The organism is Cedecea sp. VD22, from assembly GCF_037150195.1.
In the GTDB taxonomy this organism is placed as follows: Bacteria; Pseudomonadota; Gammaproteobacteria; order Enterobacterales; family Enterobacteriaceae; genus Cedecea.
In genome coordinates this window covers 1,151,934-1,174,796 of the sequence record NZ_JBBCPX010000001.1, presented here as the reverse complement: position 1 = coordinate 1,174,796, position 22,863 = coordinate 1,151,934, and the positions used below count along the sequence as shown (strand labels likewise).

General features: G+C 55.0%; 24 protein-coding genes, 2 tRNA genes, 1 pseudogene and 1 riboswitch. Of the genes and pseudogenes, 10 read left to right on the top strand and 17 right to left on the bottom strand.

Annotated elements, in window-relative coordinates:
* Together WFK85_RS05555 and WFK85_RS05550 are read left to right on the top strand one after the other, a co-directional pair.
* Window positions 1-1,269 carry an MASE1 domain-containing protein gene (locus tag WFK85_RS05555; protein ID WP_336707565.1) on the top strand — a complete coding sequence of 423 codons (1,269 nt, stop codon included), beginning with the start codon at window positions 1-3 and terminating at the stop codon, window positions 1,267-1,269.
* 37 nt (window positions 1,270-1,306) lie between these two features.
* Window positions 1,307-2,632, top strand: coding sequence for an MFS transporter (locus tag WFK85_RS05550; RefSeq protein WP_166992899.1), 1,326 nt, complete (start codon window positions 1,307-1,309; stop codon window positions 2,630-2,632).
* Between the two features lie 16 nt (window positions 2,633-2,648).
* Here the strand turns inward: WFK85_RS05550 and WFK85_RS05545 are convergent, their stop codons facing one another.
* Window positions 2,649-2,984 carry a DMT family transporter gene (locus WFK85_RS05545; protein WP_166991453.1) on the bottom strand — a complete coding sequence of 112 codons (336 nt, stop codon included), beginning with the start codon at window positions 2,982-2,984 and terminating at the stop codon, window positions 2,649-2,651.
* 175 nt (window positions 2,985-3,159) lie between these two features.
* Window positions 3,160-3,249, bottom strand: a tRNA-Ser gene (locus WFK85_RS05540).
* Between the two features lie 94 nt (window positions 3,250-3,343).
* Here WFK85_RS05540 and mtfA point away from each other — a divergent pair.
* From mtfA to WFK85_RS05525, 3 genes and pseudogenes are all read left to right on the top strand, one after another.
* Window positions 3,344-4,141: a DgsA anti-repressor MtfA gene (gene mtfA / locus WFK85_RS05535; RefSeq protein ID WP_336707562.1), complete on the top strand. Its 798-nt coding sequence runs from the start codon at window positions 3,344-3,346 to the stop codon at window positions 4,139-4,141.
* Between the two features lie 100 nt (window positions 4,142-4,241).
* A tRNA-Asn gene (locus WFK85_RS05530) sits at window positions 4,242-4,317 on the top strand.
* A 179-nt stretch (window positions 4,318-4,496) separates the two neighbouring features.
* A pseudogene (locus tag WFK85_RS05525) lies at window positions 4,497-4,809 on the top strand (Arm DNA-binding domain-containing protein); the annotation flags it as partial.
* 31 nt (window positions 4,810-4,840) lie between these two features.
* Here the strand turns inward: WFK85_RS05525 and WFK85_RS05520 are convergent.
* On the bottom strand, window positions 4,841-5,293 hold the full coding sequence (locus tag WFK85_RS05520; RefSeq protein WP_336707560.1) for a lysozyme inhibitor LprI family protein: 453 nt from the start codon (window positions 5,291-5,293) through the stop codon (window positions 4,841-4,843).
* Window positions 5,290-6,210 carry a peptidoglycan-binding protein gene (locus WFK85_RS05515; RefSeq protein ID WP_336707558.1) on the bottom strand — a complete coding sequence of 307 codons (921 nt, stop codon included), beginning with the start codon at window positions 6,208-6,210 and terminating at the stop codon, window positions 5,290-5,292. The genes WFK85_RS05520 and WFK85_RS05515 overlap by 4 nt, the downstream gene beginning before the upstream one ends.
* A gap of 688 nt (window positions 6,211-6,898) precedes the next feature.
* On the opposite strand from WFK85_RS05515, the gene WFK85_RS05510 reads away from it, so the two are divergent.
* The gene (locus WFK85_RS05510) at window positions 6,899-7,228 is read left to right on the top strand and encodes a gamma-glutamylcyclotransferase family protein (RefSeq protein ID WP_336707556.1); all 330 of its coding nucleotides are present in this window, start codon (window positions 6,899-6,901) and stop codon (window positions 7,226-7,228) included.
* A gap of 41 nt (window positions 7,229-7,269) precedes the next feature.
* Here the strand turns inward: WFK85_RS05510 and WFK85_RS05505 are convergent, their stop codons facing one another.
* The 11 genes from WFK85_RS05505 to WFK85_RS05455 form a co-directional block, all read right to left on the bottom strand.
* Window positions 7,270-8,229 (bottom strand): YbgA family protein, encoded by a 960-nt coding sequence (locus tag WFK85_RS05505; protein WP_336707554.1) that lies wholly within the window; start codon window positions 8,227-8,229, stop codon window positions 7,270-7,272.
* Window positions 8,230-8,246: 17 nt separating this feature from the next.
* Window positions 8,247-8,774 carry a DUF3833 domain-containing protein gene (locus tag WFK85_RS05500; protein WP_008458041.1) on the bottom strand — a complete coding sequence of 176 codons (528 nt, stop codon included), beginning with the start codon at window positions 8,772-8,774 and terminating at the stop codon, window positions 8,247-8,249.
* Window positions 8,771-9,304: a hypothetical protein gene (locus tag WFK85_RS05495; protein ID WP_166991438.1), complete on the bottom strand. Its 534-nt coding sequence runs from the start codon at window positions 9,302-9,304 to the stop codon at window positions 8,771-8,773. The genes WFK85_RS05500 and WFK85_RS05495 overlap by 4 nt, the downstream gene beginning before the upstream one ends.
* Window positions 9,301-10,521 (bottom strand): class I SAM-dependent methyltransferase, encoded by a 1,221-nt coding sequence (locus WFK85_RS05490; protein ID WP_166991435.1) that lies wholly within the window; start codon window positions 10,519-10,521, stop codon window positions 9,301-9,303. The genes WFK85_RS05495 and WFK85_RS05490 overlap by 4 nt, the downstream gene beginning before the upstream one ends.
* Window positions 10,518-11,240 carry a DUF1365 family protein gene (locus WFK85_RS05485; RefSeq protein WP_166991432.1) on the bottom strand — a complete coding sequence of 241 codons (723 nt, stop codon included), beginning with the start codon at window positions 11,238-11,240 and terminating at the stop codon, window positions 10,518-10,520. Before WFK85_RS05485 ends, WFK85_RS05490 begins: the two co-directional genes overlap by 4 nt.
* A 1-nt stretch (window position 11,241) precedes the next feature.
* Window positions 11,242-12,501, bottom strand: coding sequence for an FAD-dependent oxidoreductase (locus WFK85_RS05480; RefSeq protein WP_166991429.1), 1,260 nt, complete (start codon window positions 12,499-12,501; stop codon window positions 11,242-11,244).
* Window positions 12,498-13,217 carry an SDR family NAD(P)-dependent oxidoreductase gene (locus WFK85_RS05475; protein WP_336707549.1) on the bottom strand — a complete coding sequence of 240 codons (720 nt, stop codon included), beginning with the start codon at window positions 13,215-13,217 and terminating at the stop codon, window positions 12,498-12,500. Before WFK85_RS05475 ends, WFK85_RS05480 begins: the two co-directional genes overlap by 4 nt.
* Complete coding sequence (locus WFK85_RS05470) at window positions 13,214-13,648, bottom strand: nuclear transport factor 2 family protein (RefSeq protein ID WP_166991422.1); 435 nt, start codon at window positions 13,646-13,648, stop codon at window positions 13,214-13,216. Before WFK85_RS05470 ends, WFK85_RS05475 begins: the two co-directional genes overlap by 4 nt.
* Window positions 13,649-13,876: 228 nt before the next feature.
* Entirely contained in the window at window positions 13,877-14,605 is a 729-nt protein-coding gene (locus tag WFK85_RS05465) for a MerR family transcriptional regulator (protein WP_166991419.1), read from the bottom strand.
* Between the two features lie 191 nt (window positions 14,606-14,796).
* Window positions 14,797-15,372 (bottom strand): DUF1349 domain-containing protein, encoded by a 576-nt coding sequence (locus tag WFK85_RS05460; protein WP_166991416.1) that lies wholly within the window; start codon window positions 15,370-15,372, stop codon window positions 14,797-14,799.
* 24 nt (window positions 15,373-15,396) lie between these two features.
* Window positions 15,397-16,419 carry an LLM class flavin-dependent oxidoreductase gene (locus WFK85_RS05455; RefSeq protein WP_336707546.1) on the bottom strand — a complete coding sequence of 341 codons (1,023 nt, stop codon included), beginning with the start codon at window positions 16,417-16,419 and terminating at the stop codon, window positions 15,397-15,399.
* Window positions 16,420-16,582: 163 nt separating this feature from the next.
* A riboswitch (TPP riboswitch) is annotated at window positions 16,583-16,684 on the top strand.
* Between the two features lie 59 nt (window positions 16,685-16,743).
* On the opposite strand from WFK85_RS05455, the gene WFK85_RS05450 reads away from it, so the two are divergent.
* Genes WFK85_RS05450 through WFK85_RS05435 form a run of 4 tightly spaced genes read left to right on the top strand, consistent with a single transcriptional unit; the run spans window position 16,744 to window position 19,886 of the window.
* Window positions 16,744-17,424 carry a TenA family protein gene (locus WFK85_RS05450; RefSeq protein ID WP_008458016.1) on the top strand — a complete coding sequence of 227 codons (681 nt, stop codon included), beginning with the start codon at window positions 16,744-16,746 and terminating at the stop codon, window positions 17,422-17,424.
* On the top strand, window positions 17,421-18,161 hold the full coding sequence (locus WFK85_RS05445; protein WP_166991410.1) for an ATP-binding cassette domain-containing protein: 741 nt from the start codon (window positions 17,421-17,423) through the stop codon (window positions 18,159-18,161). Before WFK85_RS05450 ends, WFK85_RS05445 begins: the two co-directional genes overlap by 4 nt.
* A complete protein-coding gene (locus WFK85_RS05440) occupies window positions 18,158-18,928 on the top strand; it encodes an ABC transporter permease subunit (RefSeq protein ID WP_166991407.1) in 771 nt (256 codons plus the stop codon). The genes WFK85_RS05445 and WFK85_RS05440 overlap by 4 nt, the downstream gene beginning before the upstream one ends.
* A 25-nt stretch (window positions 18,929-18,953) precedes the next feature.
* Window positions 18,954-19,886: an ABC transporter substrate-binding protein gene (locus WFK85_RS05435; protein ID WP_166991404.1), complete on the top strand. Its 933-nt coding sequence runs from the start codon at window positions 18,954-18,956 to the stop codon at window positions 19,884-19,886.
* 43 nt (window positions 19,887-19,929) lie between these two features.
* Here WFK85_RS05435 and zigA read toward each other — a convergent pair whose 3' ends face one another.
* Both zigA and WFK85_RS05425 read right to left on the bottom strand, forming a co-directional pair.
* Window positions 19,930-21,150: a zinc metallochaperone GTPase ZigA gene (zigA, locus tag WFK85_RS05430; protein ID WP_008458009.1), complete on the bottom strand. Its 1,221-nt coding sequence runs from the start codon at window positions 21,148-21,150 to the stop codon at window positions 19,930-19,932.
* A gap of 141 nt (window positions 21,151-21,291) precedes the next feature.
* Window positions 21,292-22,836 carry a methyl-accepting chemotaxis protein gene (locus tag WFK85_RS05425; protein WP_008458007.1) on the bottom strand — a complete coding sequence of 515 codons (1,545 nt, stop codon included), beginning with the start codon at window positions 22,834-22,836 and terminating at the stop codon, window positions 21,292-21,294.
* Between the last annotated feature and the right edge of the window lie 27 nt (window positions 22,837-22,863).

The following is a 22,863-nucleotide window of genomic DNA, read 5'->3' as shown; positions in this document are numbered from 1 at the left end:
ATGAAAACGTATTTCCCTTCCTGGCTGCAGCAAACCGCTATCCTGCTTTTGTGGGGGCTGGTCTATTATCTGTCCGGGCTTATCTCGCTAAAATTTGACGACCCGAACTCCGCAATAGCGATTGTCTGGTTCCCATCGGGCGTTGCCGTAGCGGCTTTATTGTCTGCCCGCTGGCGTGACTACCCTGCTCTTATCCTTATCTTCGCGGTAGCAAGCATCCTGCAGGACGAAGCCTGGCACAGCCTGCCTCTTTTTTTAACCACGCTGGGTTATTCGCTGCTGGCGATGCCTGCCAACGTGCTTATTGCCTGGCTGGTACGCCGTTTCTCTCGGCCCAATGACGACCTGCACGTCATCCTGCTGTGGATCTGCGCCACCTTTATTGTCAGCCTGTTCGATGCGCTAATCGTCGGCGGAGGCTACGCGTATTTCACCGACCAGCCGATAACAAAGACCATCTGGAATGGATTCGTTGCCGACGTGACCGGGATTTTCTTCGCAACGACCGTCGTCATGGGCTTCGTGAATAAGCGTGGCCTCCAGGCCGCTCTTACCTGGTCTTCCCGTCTGACAGGTCTGGCGCTGTTACTGCTGATTTGTGCCGCAACGGTGTTTATTTTCGACTACAGCGGGACCTGGCTCAGAACCGAAGCCGCCGCGCTCTATTTTGCCCTTTCTTGCTTACCGATTGTGCTGACGCTAATGCTTTCCCTGGTCTGGGGGAATCGTGGAGGCTCGATTGGCCTGCTGACACTGGGGGCGATTGTTATCCACTTTACCGACCAGCATCAGGGGCCCTTCTTTCTCCACGGCCTTAGCTTCACCGAATCCCTGCTGCTGGCGCTGAGCTATCTCTCTGCGACCGCCTTACTGGTCGTCTTTGTGCGAGTGTTAAGCCGCTCTACGACGCGTTTCAATCCGGACACTGGCCGACTGGCGGGTAATGGCATACTTTATCGACTGGAGCCTGAAACCGGTATTTTCAACTGGGAAAACGATCTCTCTTCACTCCTGGGTTCAACTTCGCCCCAAGCGTTCGACACCATCGAGCGAGTCCTGGCGCAGGTACATCCCTCAGATCGGGAAAAACTTCGGCAGCATTGGCTCTCCCCTGTTCCGAACAAAAGCAAACCCCTGATATTTCGTATCAAGGTGAATAAGGATGAATGGCTCACGCTGGTTGACAGCGGCGGCGTTGCTATGTCCAACGGCGGGACAAGCATTATTGTCGGAAACTGGCAGGTCAGCCATTACGATCTGGCTATCTAAACACGGACGTGAGCACTTTTTAAGGAGAGACAAACTTGTGATTCAGATTGCGTTGTTACTGTTCGGCGTCGACTTTATGCGCTCAAGGGTTAAATATCTGATCCTGCTGGGGAGTCTTTGGAGCCTGCTCGGACTGGCTATTTTCCTGGACGGTCTGGACGGCGTGACGTATTTCCCGTTGCGCTTTTTTGGCCTGCTTTTGCTGCTGGAAAGTCTGGTAACGCTGAGCATCGCTTCCGGCGGAGTCGGAGCGCAAAAAGCCGTGCTTTACTTTAAGGGGGGGATTTTTTGTTTCGTCTCGCTGCTTATCTTATCCAACCAGCCCTACAGCAATTTGCTGCTGGCCATCGTGTTTGGTTTTGCTTATTTCGTCATTGGCCTGTTCGTTATTTTCTCGGCGTGGATTGTACGTTTCCCCCACTGGAAGGGCACCCTGATCACCGGTTTCGCGCAAATTATGTTCGCCTTTTTTATGTTCAGCCCCTGGCCTACACATTATAAAGCTACGGTATCGTTCTTCCTGGGAACACTGATGATTTTCAGCGGGATCCATACCGTACGTCTTGCACTTCGCGTTGCAAGGCTGCGAGAAGGTATCTCGGTCTTCGACCTTTTAGTGCCTGCAGGAATAGGTGTTGAAGTGAAAAAAGGCACGAATATCAAGCCTAACCTCGCCGAACCCGCGAACGTTGATTTTCGTGAACCGCTAACCGTACATATCTGGACCCCGGAAGGTACAGCCAGCGCGTCAACAATTCCACGGCCGGTCATCAACCGCTATATCGCCGCAGTAGACTCCGAAGGTGTTATATCAACGGGCCACGCCGCGCTTGAAGTCCCACCTGATCTTTACATCAGCCTTTATCCTGCAGAAGATATTGATAGATCGCCAGCCGAGTTTTTGAATACGCTTAAGGCCACACGCGATAATGATGTGCCGGGAACGTATCAGCCTGACTATGCCACTGAATCCGCAGAGTGGTGCCAGTCAGATCGCAAGATCTATTTCCATCATTACAATGGCAAAGCCTTACAGCGTTTCTGGAGTGCCTACAGGCTGACAAAAACTTACAACCTCACCTACCGTAATTGCTCGAGCAGCGTTGCTTACGCTCTTGAAGCGTCGCTGGATGGCGTGCTTTCAAAACATACGCGAAGCTGGTTGTCCATACTCAGAACGCTCGCGATGCCCGAGCTCTGGATAGCCGCGCAGGTGCGTAAACGTGCCACTTCTATGGCCTGGACTCCGGGGCTGGTGATGGATTACGCCAGAGCACTACGCAGCATTGTTCACCCTGTCCCCGAGCCATGGTATCAGCGCGTCACCTTCAAGTGGCGCGACAACAGTAAGGCCGGGGAATAGCCGTTATTAACGGCGGTCAGTGGGTAACAGACTTTGAGAAAAGCTGAATAATCATGATGCCCACGGCAATAAACAACATGCCTGCGATAGCCGGAAGATCGAGTTTTTGTTTATAAAACAGAAATGACATCACCGAAACCAGGAAGATTCCCATCCCCGCCCAGATCGCATAGGCGATACCAATATTCATGGTCTTCACCACTTGGGAGAGGCCATAGAATGAAATTGCGTAGCCCATCACCACCACCACGCTGGGAACCAGACGGCTGAACCCGTCAGAGGCTTTCATCATGGTGGTCGCCAGCGTTTCTGCACATATAGAGATGGCAAGGATAACGTAAGTATTAAGCATATTTTTTCCCGTTGTACAAAATCCTCGGGAGAGTATAGAACTTAATGCGCGGCGGTATTTCAACAACAGGGAAATCGCAGCCGATGCCAGGCGTTACTGTCACACATAAGGTTACCTGTATTGCGGGAGCGAGAGATTGGTCACTGAAATGAAATGCGATAAGTGCTTGAATAATTGGCGGAGAGAGGGGGATTTGAACCCCCGGTAGAGTTACCCCTACTCCGGTTTTCGAGACCGGTCCGTTCAGCCGCTCCGGCATCTCTCCGTTCTGGTGGTTGCCATCATGCCAGGTTATGCGGCATTTTAACAGTCTGGGTTCTTTCGTTTCAGTTCAAACGATGACTTTGCGAGCAAGTAACATGATTAAGTGGCCCTGGAAAGCAACCGATTCAAGCGCCGCCCCCGCGTTACCGTGGGAGCAAGCGTTAGCCATTCCCGTGCTGGCATCACTCAGTGAAACCGAGCAGCAGAAATTAATTGGCCTTGCGGACCGTTTTTTACAGCAAAAACGGCTGGTTCCGCTGCAGGGTTTTGAGCTGGATGATCTGAAGTGCACACGTATTGCACTTCTGTTCTGCCTGCCGGTGCTGGAACTGGGCATTGAATGGCTGGACGGTTTCCACGAAATCTTGCTCTACCCTGCGCCGTTTATTGTGGATGACGAATGGCAGGACGACTTCGGCCTGGTGCACAGCCAGCGGGTGGTGCAGTCCGGGCAAAGCTGGCAGCAGGGCCCTGTCGTGCTTAACTGGCTGGACGTGCAGGACTCCTTCGATGCCTCCGGCTTTAACCTGATTATTCACGAAGTTGCCCACAAGCTGGACAGCCGCAACGGCGACCGCGCCAGCGGCGTGCCGTTAATTGCTCTGCGGGATGTGGCCGGCTGGGAACACGACCTCCACGCCGCGATGGACAGCATTCAGGATGAAATCGACATGGTGGGCGAAAATGCCGCCAGCATCGACGCCTATGCCGCCACCGATCCAGCTGAATGTTTTGCCGTGCTTTCCGAATATTTCTTCAGCGCGCCGCAGCTTTTCACGCCGCGTTTCGCCTCGCTTTATCAGCGTTTTTGCCAGTTCTATGGGCAGGATCCGCTTCAGCGCCTGATTGAGCGTGAAAACTCCCCCGGCACTGCCGGAAATACGGTGCATTAAATCAGCAACGAGGCGTAAATTTAACCATATGAATTAATACGTTACTTTTACTGTTGACAGGTTTTATGGCCGACGCTAATATTCGCCCCGTTCACACGATTCCTCTGTAGTTCAGTCGGTAGAACGGCGGACTGTTAATCCGTATGTCACTGGTTCGAGTCCAGTCAGAGGAGCCATATTTAAGGGAGCAGACGTTCACTGACTTCTGCTTTCTGCATTTCTATCAGTTGGTTATCCCCTTATTCAGGTTCACCCTCGTTCACTAAAAACCACCCGAAGCCGTACCTATTAGCTGGTAAATATGTAGGTAATGGTAGTTCGATTGCGTTTTTACCAACAAGCGGGGTATGCCGTTATGCCACTTCCTGATACTAAAGTAAAAAACGCCAAACCCCTTGATAAGGAATACAAGCTGACCGATGGCTTTGGTATGTTCCTTCGCGTTAGCCCTAAAGGTTCCAAATACTGGCAAATGCTTATCGCTTCGACGGGAAGCAAAAAATCTTCTCCATAGGTGTCTACCCTGCTGTTTCACTTGCTGATGCAAGGCAGCGCCGTGATGAAGCTAAAAGACTCTTTGCTCAGGGCATTGACCTAATGCAAAGAAACAGGCAGAGGTTAAAGAGCTAAAGGCCAGGCGTGATAAAACACGCTCTTTCAGTGTAGTGACCCTGACCCCAAATATGCTCCCCTGTATGTTTACCTGGCAGGAGGTAAATCCATGATATGAAGTTCTTCTATGTGACGCTTGTTCAGGTTTATCTCACACTGATCTTTATATGATTGATAATCACGCGCCGCCTCCCCGATTGAACTTGCCACACCGAGACAAAGATTTTTCTTGTAAGTCATCCAGGCTTTCTGAGAATCTAAAAAATATTTATTATATACGGAGCCAACAGTTTCATCAGAACTATCAGGTTTCTCTGTGGGATAATCATAGTTGGATATAATTTTTTTACTGATCTCAGATATCAAAATATCTAACTGATTATCACTCTCTACCCGTTTTTGATAGAGACAATTATATGCATCAGCAATTTCCTTATGCTCTTTAAAACAGGCGTCTCTTTCATTTCCGGTTGACAACGCCGCATAGGAAGGCAAGGAAAACATCATCACCACTATTAATGAAAATATTTTTTCTTTCATTTCAAATACCTTAACCTTTTCCTGTTGCTTTCATATGACATATAAATAGATGATGCTCGGATAAGTTCAATTAGGGCGGACTTTCCTTTTATTGCCGCTCTGAATAATGCTTCAGCATTCTCCACCCCTTGGAAAAATATATCAACCAAAACATCTCTTATCCGTTGTTCAAAACTTTGCCATGCTGGAGCATCAGGTATTCGCCTTGATACCCGGCTATAGACGCTCCTTGTATATTCGAGCTTTTCTCTGTACGCAATTTCAAAGAGCCTGATTTGCTGCTGATGGGTGATTTCTCCCACTAATGGCCCGTACACCTTCACAAACTCACCTGCTAGCCTCCCCTTAAGCCCGGCAGCTCTGGAACAAAGCCTTGCCTTATACTCTTCCAATCCTGCTCCACGCAATGTTGCAAAGACTTCGCCAGTGGAACGATTTCCCATATCATAGCCGCGCCCCAGAGTAACACCGGACGAAACATCAGTCGGCCAGTGAAGTATCCTCGAAAAGTAAGGCGTTCGGTACTGTCTGAACGGTGCCACAGCGGTAACATAATCAGCGCCCTCCGCATCAAAAGTGATCTGCCCTTCCATTACACTTAATGGTCCATGCTGGTGTCTTGGTCGCCAGCCCGGAGCAGCATTCTCAAGCGCCACCATAAATGCACTGTCCACTGGATGAACTAATCCAGACGGATGCATGTTCAGCAAACGCTGATACCAACGAATAGCCTCTATGGTTTGCTGACCACACTGCCCATTTATACGTAGGTGTCTCCCTGTAGCTTGCTGATAACCAGCATCCAGCATCATTTTCTGGATATTTTTTACATCTTCAGAAGCATTGGTACCGCAGGTCCCGACAGATGAAAATAATCGAGAGGGGTGTAGCAACATAGGCTCGTGATATTTTGACATGACAATCTCCCTAATCATCATAAATCTAACAACTAATTGTAATTATTATCCCTTTACAAGTCCCAAAAGATACATCGAATTAGATTATTGCTCAGGCTAAATTCTTGGGGGTGAGAAATAATCATATAAGGATTAAGCCTAAGCAATCGCTATATACGATTTATGATCCACATCAGCAACTCCCGTTAATTCAATTTTTTTCAATTTCATCACCTTCTAACCTTAACCTTTCTGCCGCCTGAAATTTCGATCTGTTTTCCGTTGTAGGCAGCCCGAATTGTTCCGTTCTCTCTGATAAGGCTGCTACGATATATGGTATTAACAGGATACTGGCGACAATATTCCTGCTGGTCAGAGATGAGCATTCGCGTTTCATCATTCATTCCGGCCAGCAGTTCCGCCGTAAACGAGGATTGATCCATTGTTGCCAGCAGTTCCGGGGTCAGTTCATGTTACCGGAAGCTGTATCTCCAGCAACGGGTGATGTTTATGTTCTTGGCCAGGGTTTAAATAAACGGAGTAACTATCACGACACAGCCTCTGAACAGTACCAGGATGCCGACGATTTTCATCAGCATGCATCCCTTGAATTAATCCCCCTGCTTTCCCGTTGCCAGCCGACCCAATACGCCGTATGTTGAACTCCCTTCTCTACTCCTGATGTCGTTGCTTTACGCGTTGAGGAAAAATGGAATCACTGTTTGTCTACGGCACGCTTCGTCCCGGCCACGTTAACGCCCACATCATGGAAAACATTGGCGGCGAGTGGCTGCCGGGCTATGTGCGCGGCACTTTCTACGAACGCGGCTGGGGGGCTGCCGCCGACTTCCCCGGCATCGTGCTGGATAAAAATGGCCCGGAGGTTCACGGCTATCTGTTTCTCTCTCAAAATCTGAATGAACACTGGCCGATGCTGGACGAATTTGAAGACGGGTACGACCGGGTCAAAGTCGAGGTCAGCACGCGTGATGGCCGCACCGTTACCGCGTGGATTTATGAGCTGCAGCCGCTGCGTTAACCGGAGACCGAACACGGGTTCGGCCACCTTCTTCAGGTCGGTTAATTTACCCCGAGCCGCAGCGCTAAATAGTCCGGATAAGGGTTGAAGTAGTTCTGCGTCAGCAGATAGCGATCCGGGTACTCCGCCAGATAATGTTTCAGCAGCGTCAGGGGAGCCAGGATCGGCAACAAACCGTCGCGATAATGCAGGATCACATCCCGCAGCTCACCGCGCTGACGAGTATTCAGCTTTGGACGAAAATAGCCCTGAATATGCATCAACACATTGGTGTGATTCTTCCGCGAGGCGGGCGTTTTAAGGATTGCCATCAGCTTCTCACGGTAGGCCACAAAGAAGCTGTCGAGCTCGTCCCACTCATGCAGCGAGGCGACGAAAGGCCCAATCTCGCGGTAGCCCGCCTGATGGTGCGCCAGCAGTTGAAGTTTGTACCGACTATGGAAATCGAGTAACGCGCGGCGGCTCAGGCCGTTAGCCCGCAGCGTGTTCAGTTCATGCAGCGCGAAAACGCGCTCCACAAAGTTCTCCCTCAGCATCGGATCGTGCAGGCGGCCGTCTTCTTCCACCGGCAGCCAGGGGAATGTCTCCAGCAACGCCTGGGTGAACGTCCCCACGCCCTCCTTGCGGCCAGGGTTGCCCTTCACGTCGTACAGCCTGACACGTTCCATCCCGCAGCTCGGCGATTTAGCACAAACGATAAATCCAGCCAGCCCATCCAGACCCGAGACGTAGTTTGTGGCGAAATCAGCCATTTTCTCCGTGACGTCGTCATGCGGCGCCTGGCTAAAACGCATTCTGATCTCCCCTTCGCCCAGTTTCACCAGGCGCAGAGCGGGCCGGGGAACAGGCAGACCAATCGCCATTTCCGGGCAGACCGGTTTGAAGGTCACGCTCTGCGCCAGTTCCTCCATGACAAAGGCCATTCGCTTGTGCCCGCCATCAAATCGCACGGCAGAACCGGTTAAACAGCCGCTGATCCCAATCACAGGTTTGGTGCTCATCGCTTTATCCTCTCTGACTAAATTTTTCGGGTGAAGAACAGCGTGACTGTGCCTACGGTAACCCCGAATTTTTTCATCTCGGTTTTATTGAAGATATGTTTGTCGTCCTGGAGGTACATCCAGTCGTCAAAGTGCAGCAGCCAGGTGCTGCCGTTGGCTTTAACATTCATGCTGTAGCGCCAGTTAAAAGCGTTGCCTGCGGCCTGGCCCGTCGCCACGCCGTCGATATCCCCGGCCGTACCCTCGAAGCGTTCCGCGCTGACGCGACGAATGCGCCACACCCGCTGCTGCTGTTCCCCATCGTCATAGAGGAAATGTTCATTCAGCGTCAGGGTGTCCCCCACCACATTGCCGTCGACCTCAACGTGAAAGCGGCGCAGCTGTTTCCCGCTGCGATCCTGCACCATGCCCCACGCCTCAGTTTTGCCCTGGAAATAATGGAAGATGTCTAGCGTAGGCTGCTGGTGACGATAATCAGTAATCTCGGTGCTACAGCCAGCCAACAGCATCAGCATCCCCAGAGTGAGTAACAGTATGCGTTTCATTTTTCACCTCCGGTCAGCTGCTGGCGCAGCTCAGGGTATTGCGTTCGGGGTCCCAGCCAGATGGCCAGAAAGCGCGTACTGAAATCAGCAGTCTGGCGCGGCCCTAGTGGCGTAAAGCTTTTTTGCGCCGCAGAGGCGCGATACCAGAACTGGCCCTGCCCGTCAGTCAGGACAAAAGCCAGCTGCGCATCTGTGGTGACATCCGGCCAAAGCGTTTGCAGCATCCGCAGCCAGGCCTCACTTCGCGGTTCGCTCGCCAGGATACCCTGCGCCTGCCACTGCTCGCGGGTGGCATCCACCAGCGCCTGGCGGTCGATATCGCGCTCATAGGTAATGATCAACGCCTGATCTTGCTTCAGCCCCTGATAGCGCCCATCCGGCGTGCGCAGCTGAGAGGTATAGACGGTAAATGGCCCCCAGGTCAGGGTCGCGTCTCCCACTTTACGCCAGCTAAGCCAGTCGGCAGCGTGGGCCGCTGACGAAAGCGCGCTCAGACACAGCAGCAGACAAACTTGCAGATAGCGTTTCATACCCGCTCTGCGGTCAGCTGCACCACGCTGATGGTGCGGGCGTTGAATCCGGCCTCACAGTAGCCGAAGTAATAAAGCCACATCCGGCGGAAGCGGGCGTCAAACCCCAGCGCCTCAATCTCCTGCCAGGCATGAATAAAACGCTGCCGCCAGTGCGCCAGCGTGCGGGCATAATCGGGGCCCATATCAAACAAGTTACGCACCACAAAGTCGGTGTGGCGGGTCATCAGGTCGCTCATCACCGTCACGCTGGGTAAGAAACCACCGGGAAATATGTAGCGCTGGATAAAGTCGACGCTTTTGCTGTAGTCCCGGTAGCGCTGGTCCTGAATGGTGATGGCCTGAATCGCCATTTTTCCTCCCGGGCGCAGGCGTGCCTGGCAGGTGCGAAAGAACGCGGGCAGATAGCGCTGCCCTACTGCCTCGATCATCTCTATCGAAACCAGCTTGTCATATTGCCCGGTCAAATCCCGATAATCGCAAAGCAGCACTTCGACTCTGTCCTGCAGTCCCGCACGAGCGATGCGTGCCTTCGCCCAGTCGTATTGCTCCTGGGACAGCGTGGTGGTGGTAACCCGGCAGCCATAGTGAGACGCGGCGTACTCCGCCATCGCCCCCCAGCCGGTGCCAATCTCCAGCAGATGATCGCTTGCCTTTAACGTCAGCTGTTCACACAGGCGCGCCATTTTTGCACGCTGGGCTTGAACCAGATCCTGCTCCTCAGAGGCAAACAGCGCGCTGGAGTAGAGCAGTTCTTGATCGAGAAATAGCGAATAAAAGGTATTGCCCAAATCATAATGTGCGGCGATGTTTTCCCGCGCCTGCTCCCGGTGATTACGCCGCGTCCAGTGGTGAAAACGCTCCACGGGTTTACCCAGCAGGCGGAAACCGTTTTCCAGCCGCCCTAAAACACGCCCGTTTAGCGCCAGAATTTGCAGTAACGGGGTTAACTCTTCGGTCTCCCAGTCACCGTCCATCCAGGCTTCGGCGGCCGCCAGGCTCCCGCCGGTGAGTACTCGCCAGTAAACTCTCGGGGAGATAACCTGTACCCCGGCGCTAAGTGAGGCGGCTGCATCACCAAAATGGAAGGTCTGCGATCCTTCACGCACGGTGACAGACCCTTGCTCTATACCGCTCAACAAGCGAAACAACAGCCAGCGTGCGATACGGACGCTGCGCGGCACATCAGGTTCAAGCGCAAAGGCGGGACTGGTCATGAACGTTCACTCCTGCTGGCCGGATGATTGTAAACAGGCACACGTTTGAGCCACAGCCGCAGCGCTTGCCAGTAAATGGCGACCGCAGTTTTTAACGTCATCGCCGGGAAACGCAGCAGGATGGACGTCAGATTTTTGCGCGTCAGGGCCTGACGGCGCAGCAACAGCGTGGCATCAAACACTTTAGAGGCCTGATGATTTTCAATATGCATGTGCAGCGTTTTGCCGGGGGGGTTAAAACGCCAGTGGTACACCATGTCCATCGGGTTAAACGGCGAAACGTGGAAGGCTTTTTCAATCGGACGTGACGTCTGTCCATCCACGGCATAGTAATGGCGCTCGTTCCAGGGAGTATTACGCACCTCGGCAAGCACCCAGCGCAGGGTGTTATCGCCGTCATAGCAGTAGTAAAAATTGACCGGGTTAAAGTGGAAACCGTAGTAACGCAGCTGGGTCAGCAGCATAACTCGCCCTGCAGGCTGCTCCCCCGTCAGGTCTTTCACCCGCGCAAGGACTTTCTCTTTGAGCGGTGCGCCCAGCGGGTAATCCACATCGTGAAAAGCGGCTGCGGCGAAGCGGTTACGGCGGATGCCAATCCCCGGCAGCGCATCAAGCTCGTCTAAATCAAGCCAGGCCATGAACACACGATAGGTAAAGTGGTGCGTTTTAGGCTGAAGGCGGCGGTGGCGCAAGATCCCCTCATAAAGGCAACTGTTCATCTTATTGCCCTCCTCTGGCCGCAATGCCTTGCACCACATCCAGCGCACTGTGCACGCCATCTTCATGAAAACCGTTGTACCAGTAGGCACCACAGAACCAGCTTCGCTGGTGGCCGTTAATCTCGCCGCGACGCGACTGCGCACGCCAGCTTTGAGGGTTAAAGAGCGGGTGCTCATAAACAAACCGCTGCCAGACGAAGCGGGAATCGATGGGCGTTTCCGGGTTAAGCGTCACGCAAAACAGCGGCGCTTCTTTCGGCAACCCCTGCAGAATGTTCATGTTGTAAGTGACGCAGGCGCTGGCCTGCTCCTGCGAACTCAAGCGATAGTTCCAGCTTGCCCAGGCGCGTTCGCGCTCCGGCAGCCAGCGGCGATCGCTGTGTAACACCACCTCGTTACGCTGCCAGCCAATATCGCCCAACACTTCGTGCTCGGCCTGAGTGGGGTGCTCAATCATCGCCAGCGCCTGAGCCGAGTGGCAGGCAAAAATCACCTGATCGAACGCCTGGCTTGCGTGTTCCAGTTGGATGTTAACGCCGTCATGATGACGGACAACGCACTGCACCGGCGAGTTGAGATGCACGGTCAGCCTTTCACCCAGCTGTGCCAGCATCGCCCGGATGTATTCCCGAGAACCACCGGGTACCACGTACCACTGGGGACGCTGAGTAATATCCAGCAGGCCATGGTGCTCAAAGAAGCGCAGAAACAGCGCCAGAGGAAAACGGCGCATCTCTTCCAGCGAAGAGGACCAGATAGCGGCTCCCATTGGCAAAATGTAGTGACGTGCAAAAAAGGCGCTGAATTGCTGCTGAGCAAGGAAGTCCTGCAACGTCGCCAGGGGATCAATCTCTCCCGCCAGCGCGGCTTTTGCCTGCCGGTTAAAACGGACAATCTCTTTTAGCAGTCCCCAAAATGCCGGATTAATCAGGTTGCGACGCTGGGCGAACAGCGAGCTCAATGTGTGGCCGTTATATTCCAGCCCGTTTTGCGGGTTATGCACCGAAAAACTCATCTGCGTTTTTTGCCCACGGATGCCAAGCTCGCTCAACAGGCCCATAAACCGCGGATAAGTCCTGTCGTTATAGACAATAAACCCGGTGTCTATGGCATAGGTTCCCTGCGGAGTAGCAACATCCACGGTGGCAGTGTGGCCTCCCACGCTGGAGCCCGCCTCAAAGAGGGTAACCTGATGATGTCCGGCGAGCCGCCAGGCGCAGGTCAGCCCGGCAATACCGCCGCCGATAATAGCGATGTTCATGCGCGAACCATCTTACGCAAAAAGAGGCGCTGTAGGCCTACGGGTAACCCCGCCAGCAGGCGCATCATCAGGCCAAATCCGGTCGGGAAAGCGATTTCATCGCGGCCTTTAGCCAGGCCACGGCGAATCGCCCTCACCGCAGCATCAACGCTTACCCGGCCAGGCATGGAAAAATCGTTTTTTTGGGTTAACGGTGTGTCCACAAAGCCCGGTGAAACCACCGTGACGGCAATCCCTTTCGGCTCCCAGTCCAGGCGCAGGCTATTGGCAAACCAGGTCAGCGCGGCTTTCGAAGCGCCATAGGCTTCTGCCCGTGGAAAAGGCAACCAGTGGGCCATCGAGCTGACCAGCACGACGCGGTTGCCGGCAACAAGCCGAGGCTGAAGCGCGGCCAGGCAGTTGACCGGCCCAAGAAAATTGGTCGCCATCACCCGCTCAACCAGCGCGGCATCCACCTGGCCGCGATCCAGATACTCACAGGTTCCCGCGCAAAGGATAACCAGATCCGCCCGGCAGTCGGCCAGCGCTTCGCGGCTGGCATCCCGGTCGGTCATATCGAACTGGCGTACCGCGATGTTTGAGCTGTGCAGCTGCAAGGTTGCCAGCCGCGCCGCATCTCTGCCACAGGCAATGACGCGATGGCCCTCATCGGCCCAGGATTTTGCCAGCCCGGCGCCGATGCCGGAGCTTGCGCCCGTAATAAGGACAGTCATCATGGGCGCACCCTTCTTTTCACGCTGCGAACCGCCCAACCCAGCAGGGGCAGATGTTCGTACAGCATTTCTCCGGCATCGTAGTAGTCGCGCTGACGAATAATCAGGTCGTTCTTGAGATCAACCACCGAACAGCCAGGCAAGGACAGCCCTTTTCCACCGGCGACCTTCGGGTGAGACCAGTGCATTGTCCAACCGACGGCAAAACGCGCCTCATCACATAGCGGGGGATCAATAGCAAAGCGGCAGTACGCCACGCTGGCCAGCAGGTGGGCGAAGTAGCGCTGGATCTCAGGCAACCCGCGATGCTCGCCAAACGGATCGATGAGTATGGCCTCGGAGGCGTAAAGCCCGGCCAGCGCCGAGGGCGACTGCTTGTCCAGCCCGGCGTAATAATCAACAAAGCGATGAATGGCGGTTGGCGTTGTGCCCATGAGTTTCACCCTCGCGGTGAAGCACCTGACGTTATCGTATAATTAAAACTTGCACAAATACTTAGATTTGTCCAAGTTTTGATTGTGATATTTTCAAAAAGATAACAATTTCAATTAATTACAAACAGGCAAGCGATGCAGTAGATTTTCATTTTTTGATAGCACAGCTCGGCCCACCGCGTTTTCAGCGGGCCGCTGGAGGAGGATATTGTGGAGGGGAAAACGGGCCTAGAGGGGAATGACCTCGAGCGTAGCGCCCTGCTGCTGCCAGAGTTCAAGCTGCTTTTTACGTGTCGCCGTCAGCTTACCGGAGGTGACCAGCAGCCATTTTCGATCGGGAAAGATTTCCAGGGCAAGGACGGCAGGCGGAACGGGAAGCACGTCGATGCGGTGTCCCTGGCCGGTTCGCCTGAGCGCCTCCAGCCAGATTTCGCAGGGGTCACTCAGATGCCAGCCGGTAATCAGGCAGTTGTCACCGGGCGCTCTTTTATCCCCTTCAAGGCAAAACGAGGTGTAGGCGATAATGATGCCGTCGAGAATTTCGCGCAGGGTCATGATGGCCGGTACGTTAGCCGAGACTTTACTGCGCAGCGGGCGCAACACTTCCGTCACCAGTTCCGCGCGCGGATATTCCCGGCCTGCATCGTAGAGAAGCTGGCGAAGAGATTCGATTTTCCCCTCATTCAGCCGCTGCAACATACTCTCCTGCAGGCCAAGCCAGTTGTTCGCCCGGCGCGTTTCAGGCCGGGCCAGCAGCGGTTTAACCTGGCTGACCGGCACCCCTTTTTTCACCCAGTCGAGAATGTTAAGCGCCTGCTGGATATCTTCGTCGCTGTACTGCCGATGACCGCCATCAGTTCGCATCGGCTTGAGCAGGCCGTAACGACGCTGCCAGGCACGGAGCGTGGTGGCGTTTATCCCGCAGAGCCGGGCAAATTCGCCGATGGAGTAAGACATGAAGAGCACCTGATAACCATCAATACTCACAATATACTACGAATTATACCGGGCTGAATGAAGCGCGAAGCGTTTGCACTTTATTTTCAATGCCCAACGGAAAAACATTTGCCCCGTTACCGGCTTTGTCCCCGCCAGGAGAAACCCTGCTGGCAAATGTCTGGCGGGGCGCCGCCCGACTAAACGGCTGATTAACTTAAATCGTGCAGTCCTTTATCCAGCGCGGCACTCAGCATCATTTCTTCGAAGTTCACCGCCAGCCCGCCACGCTGCGGGGTGCAGCACATCACGCCTACCCTGCATGCGTCGAATCCGGGGAAATGCGCCAGTCTCAGCAGCGGCCAGCTTTTGCCGTCAACGGAATACTGCAGCCGCAGGCTGTCCCCTTTTCGGGTCAGGCGCATCCAGAACAGATTTGCTTGACCGGGAAAGACGCCGGTTGCCCAGTCGGAGTGGCCCTGCGTCAGCACGCTGCCAATGGCAGGCGCGTCGTCGTTAAACTCGATGCCCGCTTTTAGCCAGTGGGATTCATCCCCCAGCAGCATGATGCCGGCCTGGTCGTAGAGTGCGCTAAATTCAGCTTTGACCTTCACCTGGAAAGTAAAATCCCCCCGCACGTTGCAGCCATAAAAATGGCCGGAGAAACGCTCAAACCCGTACCATGTTTTGCGCCAGAAGTCGGTTTGTTCATCGGTGACAACCGTCAGCCCGCCGTCGCCTTCTTGCCAGACTTTTGGCTCATTAATCCAGTAAAAATCCTCGCTCATAGCATGACCTTTTCCCTGTTTTATTTAGCGCCAGCCCAACTCTGGTGCAACGTGCTTCAGAATAGATTCGATGACGTGCGCGTTATAATCCACGCCCAGCTGGTTTGGCACGGTTAACAGCAGCGTGTCGGCTTCAGCAATCGCTTCATCCTGCGCCAGTTGCTTAATGAGCAGTTCCGGTTCAGCGGCATAGCTGCAGCCGAAAATGGCCCGGGTTTGTGGCTCGATGTAGCCAACCTGATCGCCTTCTTTGCCGCTGCCGCCGAAGTAGTTGCGGTCGCGCTGGTCCATTAACGCGAAGATGCTGCGGCTGACGGAAACGCGTGGCTCACGCGTATGGCCCGCCTCTTTCCACGCGGCCCGATAAGCACGGATTTGCTTCGCCTGCTGGATATGAAACGGCTCGCCGGATTCATCGGTTTTCAGCGTGGAGCTTTGCAGGTTCATCCCTAACTTCGCGGCCCACTCCGAAGTCGCGTTGGAGCTGGCTCCCCACCAGATTCGCTCCCGCAGCCCGGCAGAAAACGGCTCCAGACGCAGCAACCCCGGCGGATTAGGAAACATCGGCTGCGGGTTAGGTTCGGCAAAACCGTCCCCTTTCAGCGCCTCGAGGAACACTTCGGTATGACGGCGCGCCATATCGGCTTCGGTCTCTCCTTCGCCCGGCACATAGCCAAAATATCGCCAGCCGTCGATCACCTGCTCCGGCGAGCCACGGCTAATTCCAAGCTGCAGGCGGCCCCCGGATATCAAGTCCGCCGCCCCCGCGTCCTCCACCATGTAAAGCGGATTTTCATAGCGCATATCGATCACGCCGGTGCCGATTTCAATGCGTTTGGTTTTTGCCCCGATGGCCGCCAGCAGCGGGAAAGGCGAGCTTAGCTGACGAGCAAAATGGTGCACGCGGAAGTAAGCGCCGTCCGCGCCAAGCTCTTCTGCAGCAACGGCAAGATCGATGGACTGCAGCAGCGTATCCGCCGCAGAGTGCGTGCCGGACTGGGCGGCAGGCGACCAGTGGCCAAACGAGAGAAAGCCAATCTTTTTCATCGGATATCATCCTTAGACTCGTAGGTAACCGGCCTACAGTGACAAAATTCCCGCCCCGAGTGCCAGCAAAATATTGCGATACCGCACTAAACGGATCGTCGCTTTCAGCAAGGTCAGACACAGCGCCCGGCGATTGTAATCAAAAAGTAAATGTCGTATAACAGGCACCTCCGAGGGGTGTCCTGTATGGGCTGAGATGGCGTAAGCCGAACCCTTTGAACCTGATCTGGGTCATGCCAGCGAAGGGACGGTCGGCAATCACAGCTCTGTTATTGTCTGTTCATACCTCTGCGCGCCCGGATCTCCACTTACCCAGGAGGTCCCATGTACACCCCACTTTTCGAAAACGGTCTTTACGGACGACTGCGCGAGCAGGCCGGCCAGCACTGGCAGGATTACGTCGATCACCCTTTTCTGCAGCAGCTTGCTGTCGGCACGCTGCCTGAAGCCGCATTCAAGCGCTATCTGACCCAGGATTATCTTTTCCTGATTCATTTTGCCCGCGCCTACGCCCTGCTGGTCAGCAAACTTCGCACGCTGCCAGAAATGCGCACCGCGACCGCATCGCTGAATGCCATTGTCTCCGAGCTGCCGCTCCATGTGGCTTACTGTCGAAGCTGGGGCCTGGACGAAGCGCAAATAGTGGCCGAGGCGGAAGCGCCAGAAACCATGAATTACACCCGTTACGTGCTGGATATTGGCCATTCAGGCGACGCGCTCGATCTGCTGGCTGCGCTGCTGCCCTGCGTGGCCGGATATGCAGAAATCGGCCTTGGCCTGCTGCATAGCCCCGACACGGTGATGGCAGGCAATCCCTACGCGAACTGGATCCGTAACTATGGCGATGAAGGCTACCTCACCGGCGTGCGGGCCGCTGTGCAGTTGCTCGAAAACGTAGGCCACCAGCGTGGCGCGGAAAGCCGTTTCTCAGAGCTATCACAGATTTTTACCACCGCGACGCAGCTTGAATCCGCGTTCTGGCAGATGGGGCTGAATGCCTCATGACCGACAGCGCGACTTCGCCGGGCATTCAGGTGCGCGATCTCAGCCTGCGCTTTGGCCAGCAGACCATTTTTGAGCGGCTGAATTTTGATATTCCCGGCAGCAGCTTCGTTGCCCTGCTGGGCGCGAGCGGGGCCGGTAAAACCAGCCTGCTAAAGATTATCGCCGGGCTGGCGCAGGCCAGTGGCGGAAGCGTGACCTGCAGCGACGGTCTGCCGGTTGCCGGGCGTATCGCCTGGATGGGGCAGAAAGATTTGCTCTACCCGTGGCTCAACATTGAGCAGAACGTGGCCCTCGGAGCTCGCCTGCGTGGTGAGGCGGTCGACAGACAATGGACGGAACATTTGATTGAGCAGGTCGGGCTGGCTGGCTATGCCAAAGCCCTGCCAGCTTCGCTATCGGGCGGGATGAGGCAACGTGCCGCCATCGCCAGGACGCTTTACGAAAAGCGCCCGATAGTGCTGATGGATGAGCCGTTTTCGGCGCTGGATGCCATCACCCGCACGGCCATTCAGGACCTGGCGGCCAGGCTGCTGGCAAAAAATACCGTGCTGCTGATCACTCACGATCCGATGGAAGCCTGTCGGCTCAGCCACCGCCTGCTGGTGCTCTCCCGCTGGCCTGCGGGCATCGACGATACGCATGTTATTGCCGGGCAGCCGCCCCGCGTGCCGGACGATGTAGATCTACTCCAAAGCCAGGCCGGGCTGCTGCAACAGTTGATCAGGGCCGCCGAATGAAGCTGACTTCAGACACCCCTGCTACACGCCTGCGCCGCGGGCTGACCGTCTTTGCCGGGCTGCTGCTACTTTGGTATCTGCTTGCCCTCGGCAATATTCCCGCCTTTCTTTTGCCCTCTCCCGCTTCGGTGGCACAGGCGTTATGGGATGGCCGCGATTATCTCGCCTGGCACACGCTGGTCACCGCCTCGGAGATTATCAGCGGGCTAATTCTGGGCGTACTTCTCGGTGCAGGCCTGGCGCTAGGCATGATGTTTTCCCCCCGCCTCCAGCGCTGGCTGATGCCGCTGGTACTCACCAGTCAGGCAATCCCGGTGTTTGCCCTCGCACCGCTGCTGGTGCTGTGGTTCGGCTTTGGCATGAGCGCCAAAGTGGCGATGGCGGTGCTGGTGATTTTCTTCCCGGTGGTGTCGTCGTTCTTTGACGGACTGCGCCGGGTGAATAACGACTATCTGGATCTGGCCCGCACGATGGGGGCTTCACGCTGGGCGCAGCTGAGGCACGTCCGGTTGATGGCGGCGCTGCCTGCTTTTGGCTCGGGGCTGCGCATGGCCGCCGCCGTCGCCCCCATCGGGGCAATTATTGGCGAATGGGTGGGCTCTGCCGAAGGGCTGGGCTACGTCATGCTGAACGCCAACGCCCGCATGCAAACCGACGTCTGCTTTGCCGCGCTGTTTATTTTAGTCCTGATGACCGTCCTGCTTTGGCTGGCGGTCGATGCCCTGCTGCGGCGGCTGATTGTCTGGTCGCCTGAAAACAACGAATAACCGCCTTAATTAAGGAATTAAGAAGATGAAAAAAACGCTGTGTGGCCTGCTGCTCACCGCCGCCTTTGCCGCTCAGGCCTCCGCCGCTGAAAAGCTGACCCTGGTGCTGGACTGGTACATTAACCCCGATCACGCGCCCATTATGGTGGCCGAACAAATTGGCGCTTTTAAGGCCGAAGGGCTGGACGTGAAGATCATCCCGCCGTCTGACCCGGCGTTGCCGCCGCGCCTGGTTGCCGCCGGGCAGGCCGATCTGGCCATTACCTACCAACCACAGCTGCATTTCTTTGCCGATCAGGGGCTGCCGCTGGTGCGCGTCGGGACGCTGATTAACACCCCGCTGAATACGGTGATGACGCTGGATCAGACCATCAAATCACCAGCGGATCTTAAAGGCAAAAAAATCGGCTATTCCGTCAGCGGTATCGAGCAGGCGACGCTTGCCACCCTGCTTGAGCATGAGCACGTCAAACCGGAAGAGATGAAGCTCATCAACGTCAACTTCCAGCTCACCAGCGCTCTGCTGGCGGGCCAGGTGGATGCGGTGATCGGCGGCTACCGCAATATCGAAGCGATCGAGCTGAAGCTTCAGGGTAAACCCCCGGTGGTGTTTAACGTCGAGGACTACGGCGTCCCCGCCTACGATGAGCTGATTTTTGTGGCGAATCGTAAAACGGCGAATGAACCGAAGATCAAAAAATTCTTCGCCGCGCTGAAAAAAGGCAACGAGTACCTGCAGGCACATCCGCAGGAAACCTGGCAGGCCTTTGCCAAAGCCCATGCGGAGCTGAATACCGAGCTGAATAAGCAGGCCTGGCAGGCAAGCCTGCCGCTGTTTGCAACTGACCCGGCTAAACTCGACCGCGCCCGCTACCAGGCCTACGAACAGTTCCTGTTTGATAACAAGCTGATCAAGAAAATCACCCCGGTGGATGACTACGCCGTAGAGCTGCACTAGGCCAGGTTGCCCGGTTGCCTGCCAACGGGCAGCCGGGCTTCAGTCAGTCGAACCAGGCATCAATCGGATCGTAATACCGTGCCCAGGCTTTAGGCCCTTCTGCCATTTCGGCATCGGTGAGTAAGGCATACTCCAGCTTCTCGCGCAGGCTCGCCTCGTCCATATCAATGCCGATGAAAACAATCTCCTGGCGCGCATCGCCAATACCGTCTTCCCAGTGCTTTAAAATGTGCCGGAGGCTGTCGGCATCCTGCGGCCACTGTTCACGGGGAATGCTGGCCCACCACATCCCTGCCAGCCCCTGGCGCATCACGCCGCCCGCGTGGGACCAGGATCCGGCATGCTGAGGGCGACTTGCCAGCCAGAAAAAGCCTTTGGAGCGAATAACGCCTTTCAGACCGCCGTCGGTCACCATCTGGAAACGCGCCGGGTGGAAGGGACGCCGGGCACGAAAAACAAAATTACGAATGCCGTATTCTTCGGTTTCCGGCGTATGTTCGCCGCGCAGCTCTTTTAGCCAGCCCGGCGCCTGAGCGGCGGCATCGAAGTCAAACAGCCCGGTATCCAGAACCTGGTCAAGGCTAACCTGGCTAAACGCCGAAGTGATGATTTTTGCGCGTGGGTTAAGGGAATGCAGCACGGACATCAGGCGGCGTTTCTCCGCGTCGCCAATAAGATCCGTTTTGTTGAGTACAAGCACGTCGCAAAATTCTATCTGGTCAATCAGCAGGTCGACCACGGTGCGCTCGTCCCCTTCGCCCATGGACTCGCCGCGAGACTGAATGCTGTCGTAGGATTCATAATCCCGAAGGAAGTTAAAGCCGTCCACCACCGTCACCATGGTGTCGAGCCGGGCGATATCGGACAGGCTTTCCCCCTTGTCGTCCACAAAGGTGAACGTTTCCGCCACGGGCAGCGGTTCAGAAATACCGGTAGATTCGATGACCAGGTTATCGAAACGCCCTTCCCGGGCAAGCTGGCTGATTTCCACCAGCAGATCTTCACGCAGGGTGCAGCAAATGCAGCCGTTGCTCATCTCCACCAGCTTTTCATCGGTGCGCGTCAGGCTTGAACCGCCTTCACGCACCAGCGCAGCGTCAATATTCACCTCGGACATATCGTTGACGATCACCGCCACCCGCCGCCCTTCCCGGTTATTTAAAATATGATTCAGCAGAGTGGTTTTACCGGCACCCAAAAAACCGGACAGCACGGTAACGGGCAGTTTCTTTGGCCGATTGTGGGCCTGTGTTAACGATGACATTGCAACTCCTTACTGACTGCGCAGCTATTATTGATATGTTATAACATAACAATAATGAGTGGCGTTGTCATGCCGGAGATAAAAACCGTGCGTAGAAATGAAAAAAGCCAGCTAACGCTGGCTTTGAGAAGGAAAGCTGAATTACTGCAGGCGGAACACCCGCACCAGGTCACGCAGCTGCTTCGCCTGGTCATTCAGAGATGCCGCGGCGGCAACCGATTCTTCCACCAGCGCGGAGTTTTGCTGGGTGGTGGAATCAATCATGCCAATGGCGCTGTTGATCTGGGAAATGCCATCCGTTTGCTCCTGGCTGGCCTGTTTGATCTCCCCGAGGATGGTGTTCATTTCCTGCACGTTTTCGATCATACCGGCAATCTGGGCATTCGCTTTTTCCACCAGCCCCATGCCCTCGCGAGTCTGGGTGGTTGAGTTCTCAATCAGGCTTCTGATCTCGCTCGCAGATGAAGCACTTTTTTGCGCCAGCTGGCGAACTTCCCCGGCAACCACGGCAAAACCACGGCCATGCTCCCCGGCACGAGCCGCTTCCACCGCCGCATTCAGCGCCAGAATGTTAGTCTGGAACGCGATGGAGTCGATGAGGTTAATGATGTCCGACATACGGTTGGAGGTTTCATTAATCACGCGCATTTTGCTGGTGACCTGAGACATCATCTGGCCGTTGTTTTTCACCACCGTTGCGGCTTCGGAAGAGAGCTTGGTTGCCTCGTTGGTGTGGTCAAAGGTGTTTTTCACCGTGGAGGTGATCTGCTCCATGGAAGCCGCCGTTTCCTCTACGGAGCTGGCCTGCTCTTCGGTGCGAGCCGCAAGATCCTGGTTCCCGGCGACAATTTGCGCGGCGGCAGAAGAGATAGTTTCCGATCCCTGCTGAACCTGATGGACAATCTCTTGCAGGCGGACTTTCATGCTCATCAGCGCCTGCAGCAGTTCGCCTGTTTCATCTTTATGGGTAACCGTGATACTGCCCGTAAGGTCGCCTTCGGCAATCGCCCCGGCAAATTCAACGGCGCGAACCAGCGGGCGAGTAATAGAGCGCACCACAAACATACCGATGAGGCTACCCAGGGCGATACTCAGCAAAGTCAGAAGCACAGTGACCAACCGGTTAGAGTGGTAATCTTTATCAACCTGCTGGCCAGCAGCGGACATTTTTTGATTCTGGATAACGATAAGCTCTTGCACCTTATCTTTATATTTTTCCTGAATCTGGATGGTGGTGGCCATCATTTCCTGCAGCGCGGCGGCGCGATCGTTTTGTTGCACCGCCTGTAAAATACGGAAACGCGAGTCCAGATACTGTTTACGAATATCGGCCAGCTCCCGCAGCGCTTTTTGTGACGCAGCGTCGGTACTGGATTTGTTCAGGTCCGCCAGCAGCGCTGTAATATGCGCACTGATCTCCGCAAGATGTTTTTCCGACTTCTGACGAAATACACCGGCTTCATCCAGCAGCATCAGCTGCTGCGTATTCACGAACTCCTGGAAACTATCAATCAGATCGTTGGCTTTAACGGTCGTCGGGTAATCATCGTTAACAATGGTTTGAATGCCGGTATTTGCTCTGCTCAGGCTAAGTAAAGAAAGCCCTGAGCTGAAGACCATCAGCACAATAAAAATAGCAATAGTCAGCGTTAACTTGCTGCGAATTTTTACATCATGTAGTGACATTTTTTCTCCCTTGAGAAGCGTATTTTT

What these genes read in the sequence shown, in the direction of transcription:
- WFK85_RS05555 (WP_336707565.1), top strand. Translation starts at nt 1, where the DNA reads ATGAAAACGTATTTCCCTTCCTGGCTGCAGCAAACCGCTATCCTGCTT.
- WFK85_RS05545 (WP_166991453.1), bottom strand. Translation starts at nt 2,984, where the DNA reads ATGCTTAATACTTACGTTATCCTTGCCATCTCTATATGTGCAGAAACG.
- WFK85_RS05500 (WP_008458041.1), bottom strand. Translation starts at nt 8,774, where the DNA reads ATGAAACGCATACTGTTACTCACTCTGGGGATGCTGATGCTGTTGGCT.
- WFK85_RS05460 (WP_166991416.1), bottom strand. Translation starts at nt 15,372, where the DNA reads ATGAGCGAGGATTTTTACTGGATTAATGAGCCAAAAGTCTGGCAAGAA.
- WFK85_RS05520 (WP_336707560.1), bottom strand. Translation starts at nt 5,293, where the DNA reads ATGAAAGAAAAAATATTTTCATTAATAGTGGTGATGATGTTTTCCTTG.
- zigA (WP_008458009.1), bottom strand. Translation starts at nt 21,150, where the DNA reads ATGTCATCGTTAACACAGGCCCACAATCGGCCAAAGAAACTGCCCGTT.
- WFK85_RS05425 (WP_008458007.1), bottom strand. Translation starts at nt 22,836, where the DNA reads ATGTCACTACATGATGTAAAAATTCGCAGCAAGTTAACGCTGACTATT.
- WFK85_RS05455 (WP_336707546.1), bottom strand. Translation starts at nt 16,419, where the DNA reads ATGAAAAAGATTGGCTTTCTCTCGTTTGGCCACTGGTCGCCTGCCGCC.
- WFK85_RS05450 (WP_008458016.1), top strand. Translation starts at nt 16,744, where the DNA reads ATGTACACCCCACTTTTCGAAAACGGTCTTTACGGACGACTGCGCGAG.
- WFK85_RS05440 (WP_166991407.1), top strand. Translation starts at nt 18,158, where the DNA reads ATGAAGCTGACTTCAGACACCCCTGCTACACGCCTGCGCCGCGGGCTG.
- WFK85_RS05445 (WP_166991410.1), top strand. Translation starts at nt 17,421, where the DNA reads ATGACCGACAGCGCGACTTCGCCGGGCATTCAGGTGCGCGATCTCAGC.
- WFK85_RS05510 (WP_336707556.1), top strand. Translation starts at nt 6,899, where the DNA reads ATGGAATCACTGTTTGTCTACGGCACGCTTCGTCCCGGCCACGTTAAC.
- WFK85_RS05515 (WP_336707558.1), bottom strand. Translation starts at nt 6,210, where the DNA reads ATGTCAAAATATCACGAGCCTATGTTGCTACACCCCTCTCGATTATTT.
- WFK85_RS05490 (WP_166991435.1), bottom strand. Translation starts at nt 10,521, where the DNA reads ATGACCAGTCCCGCCTTTGCGCTTGAACCTGATGTGCCGCGCAGCGTC.
- WFK85_RS05480 (WP_166991429.1), bottom strand. Translation starts at nt 12,501, where the DNA reads ATGAACATCGCTATTATCGGCGGCGGTATTGCCGGGCTGACCTGCGCC.
- WFK85_RS05435 (WP_166991404.1), top strand. Translation starts at nt 18,954, where the DNA reads ATGAAAAAAACGCTGTGTGGCCTGCTGCTCACCGCCGCCTTTGCCGCT.
- WFK85_RS05475 (WP_336707549.1), bottom strand. Translation starts at nt 13,217, where the DNA reads ATGATGACTGTCCTTATTACGGGCGCAAGCTCCGGCATCGGCGCCGGG.
- WFK85_RS05465 (WP_166991419.1), bottom strand. Translation starts at nt 14,605, where the DNA reads ATGTCTTACTCCATCGGCGAATTTGCCCGGCTCTGCGGGATAAACGCC.
- WFK85_RS05505 (WP_336707554.1), bottom strand. Translation starts at nt 8,229, where the DNA reads ATGAGCACCAAACCTGTGATTGGGATCAGCGGCTGTTTAACCGGTTCT.
- mtfA (WP_336707562.1), top strand. Translation starts at nt 3,344, where the DNA reads ATGATTAAGTGGCCCTGGAAAGCAACCGATTCAAGCGCCGCCCCCGCG.
- WFK85_RS05495 (WP_166991438.1), bottom strand. Translation starts at nt 9,304, where the DNA reads ATGAAACGCTATCTGCAAGTTTGTCTGCTGCTGTGTCTGAGCGCGCTT.
- WFK85_RS05470 (WP_166991422.1), bottom strand. Translation starts at nt 13,648, where the DNA reads ATGGGCACAACGCCAACCGCCATTCATCGCTTTGTTGATTATTACGCC.
- WFK85_RS05485 (WP_166991432.1), bottom strand. Translation starts at nt 11,240, where the DNA reads ATGAACAGTTGCCTTTATGAGGGGATCTTGCGCCACCGCCGCCTTCAG.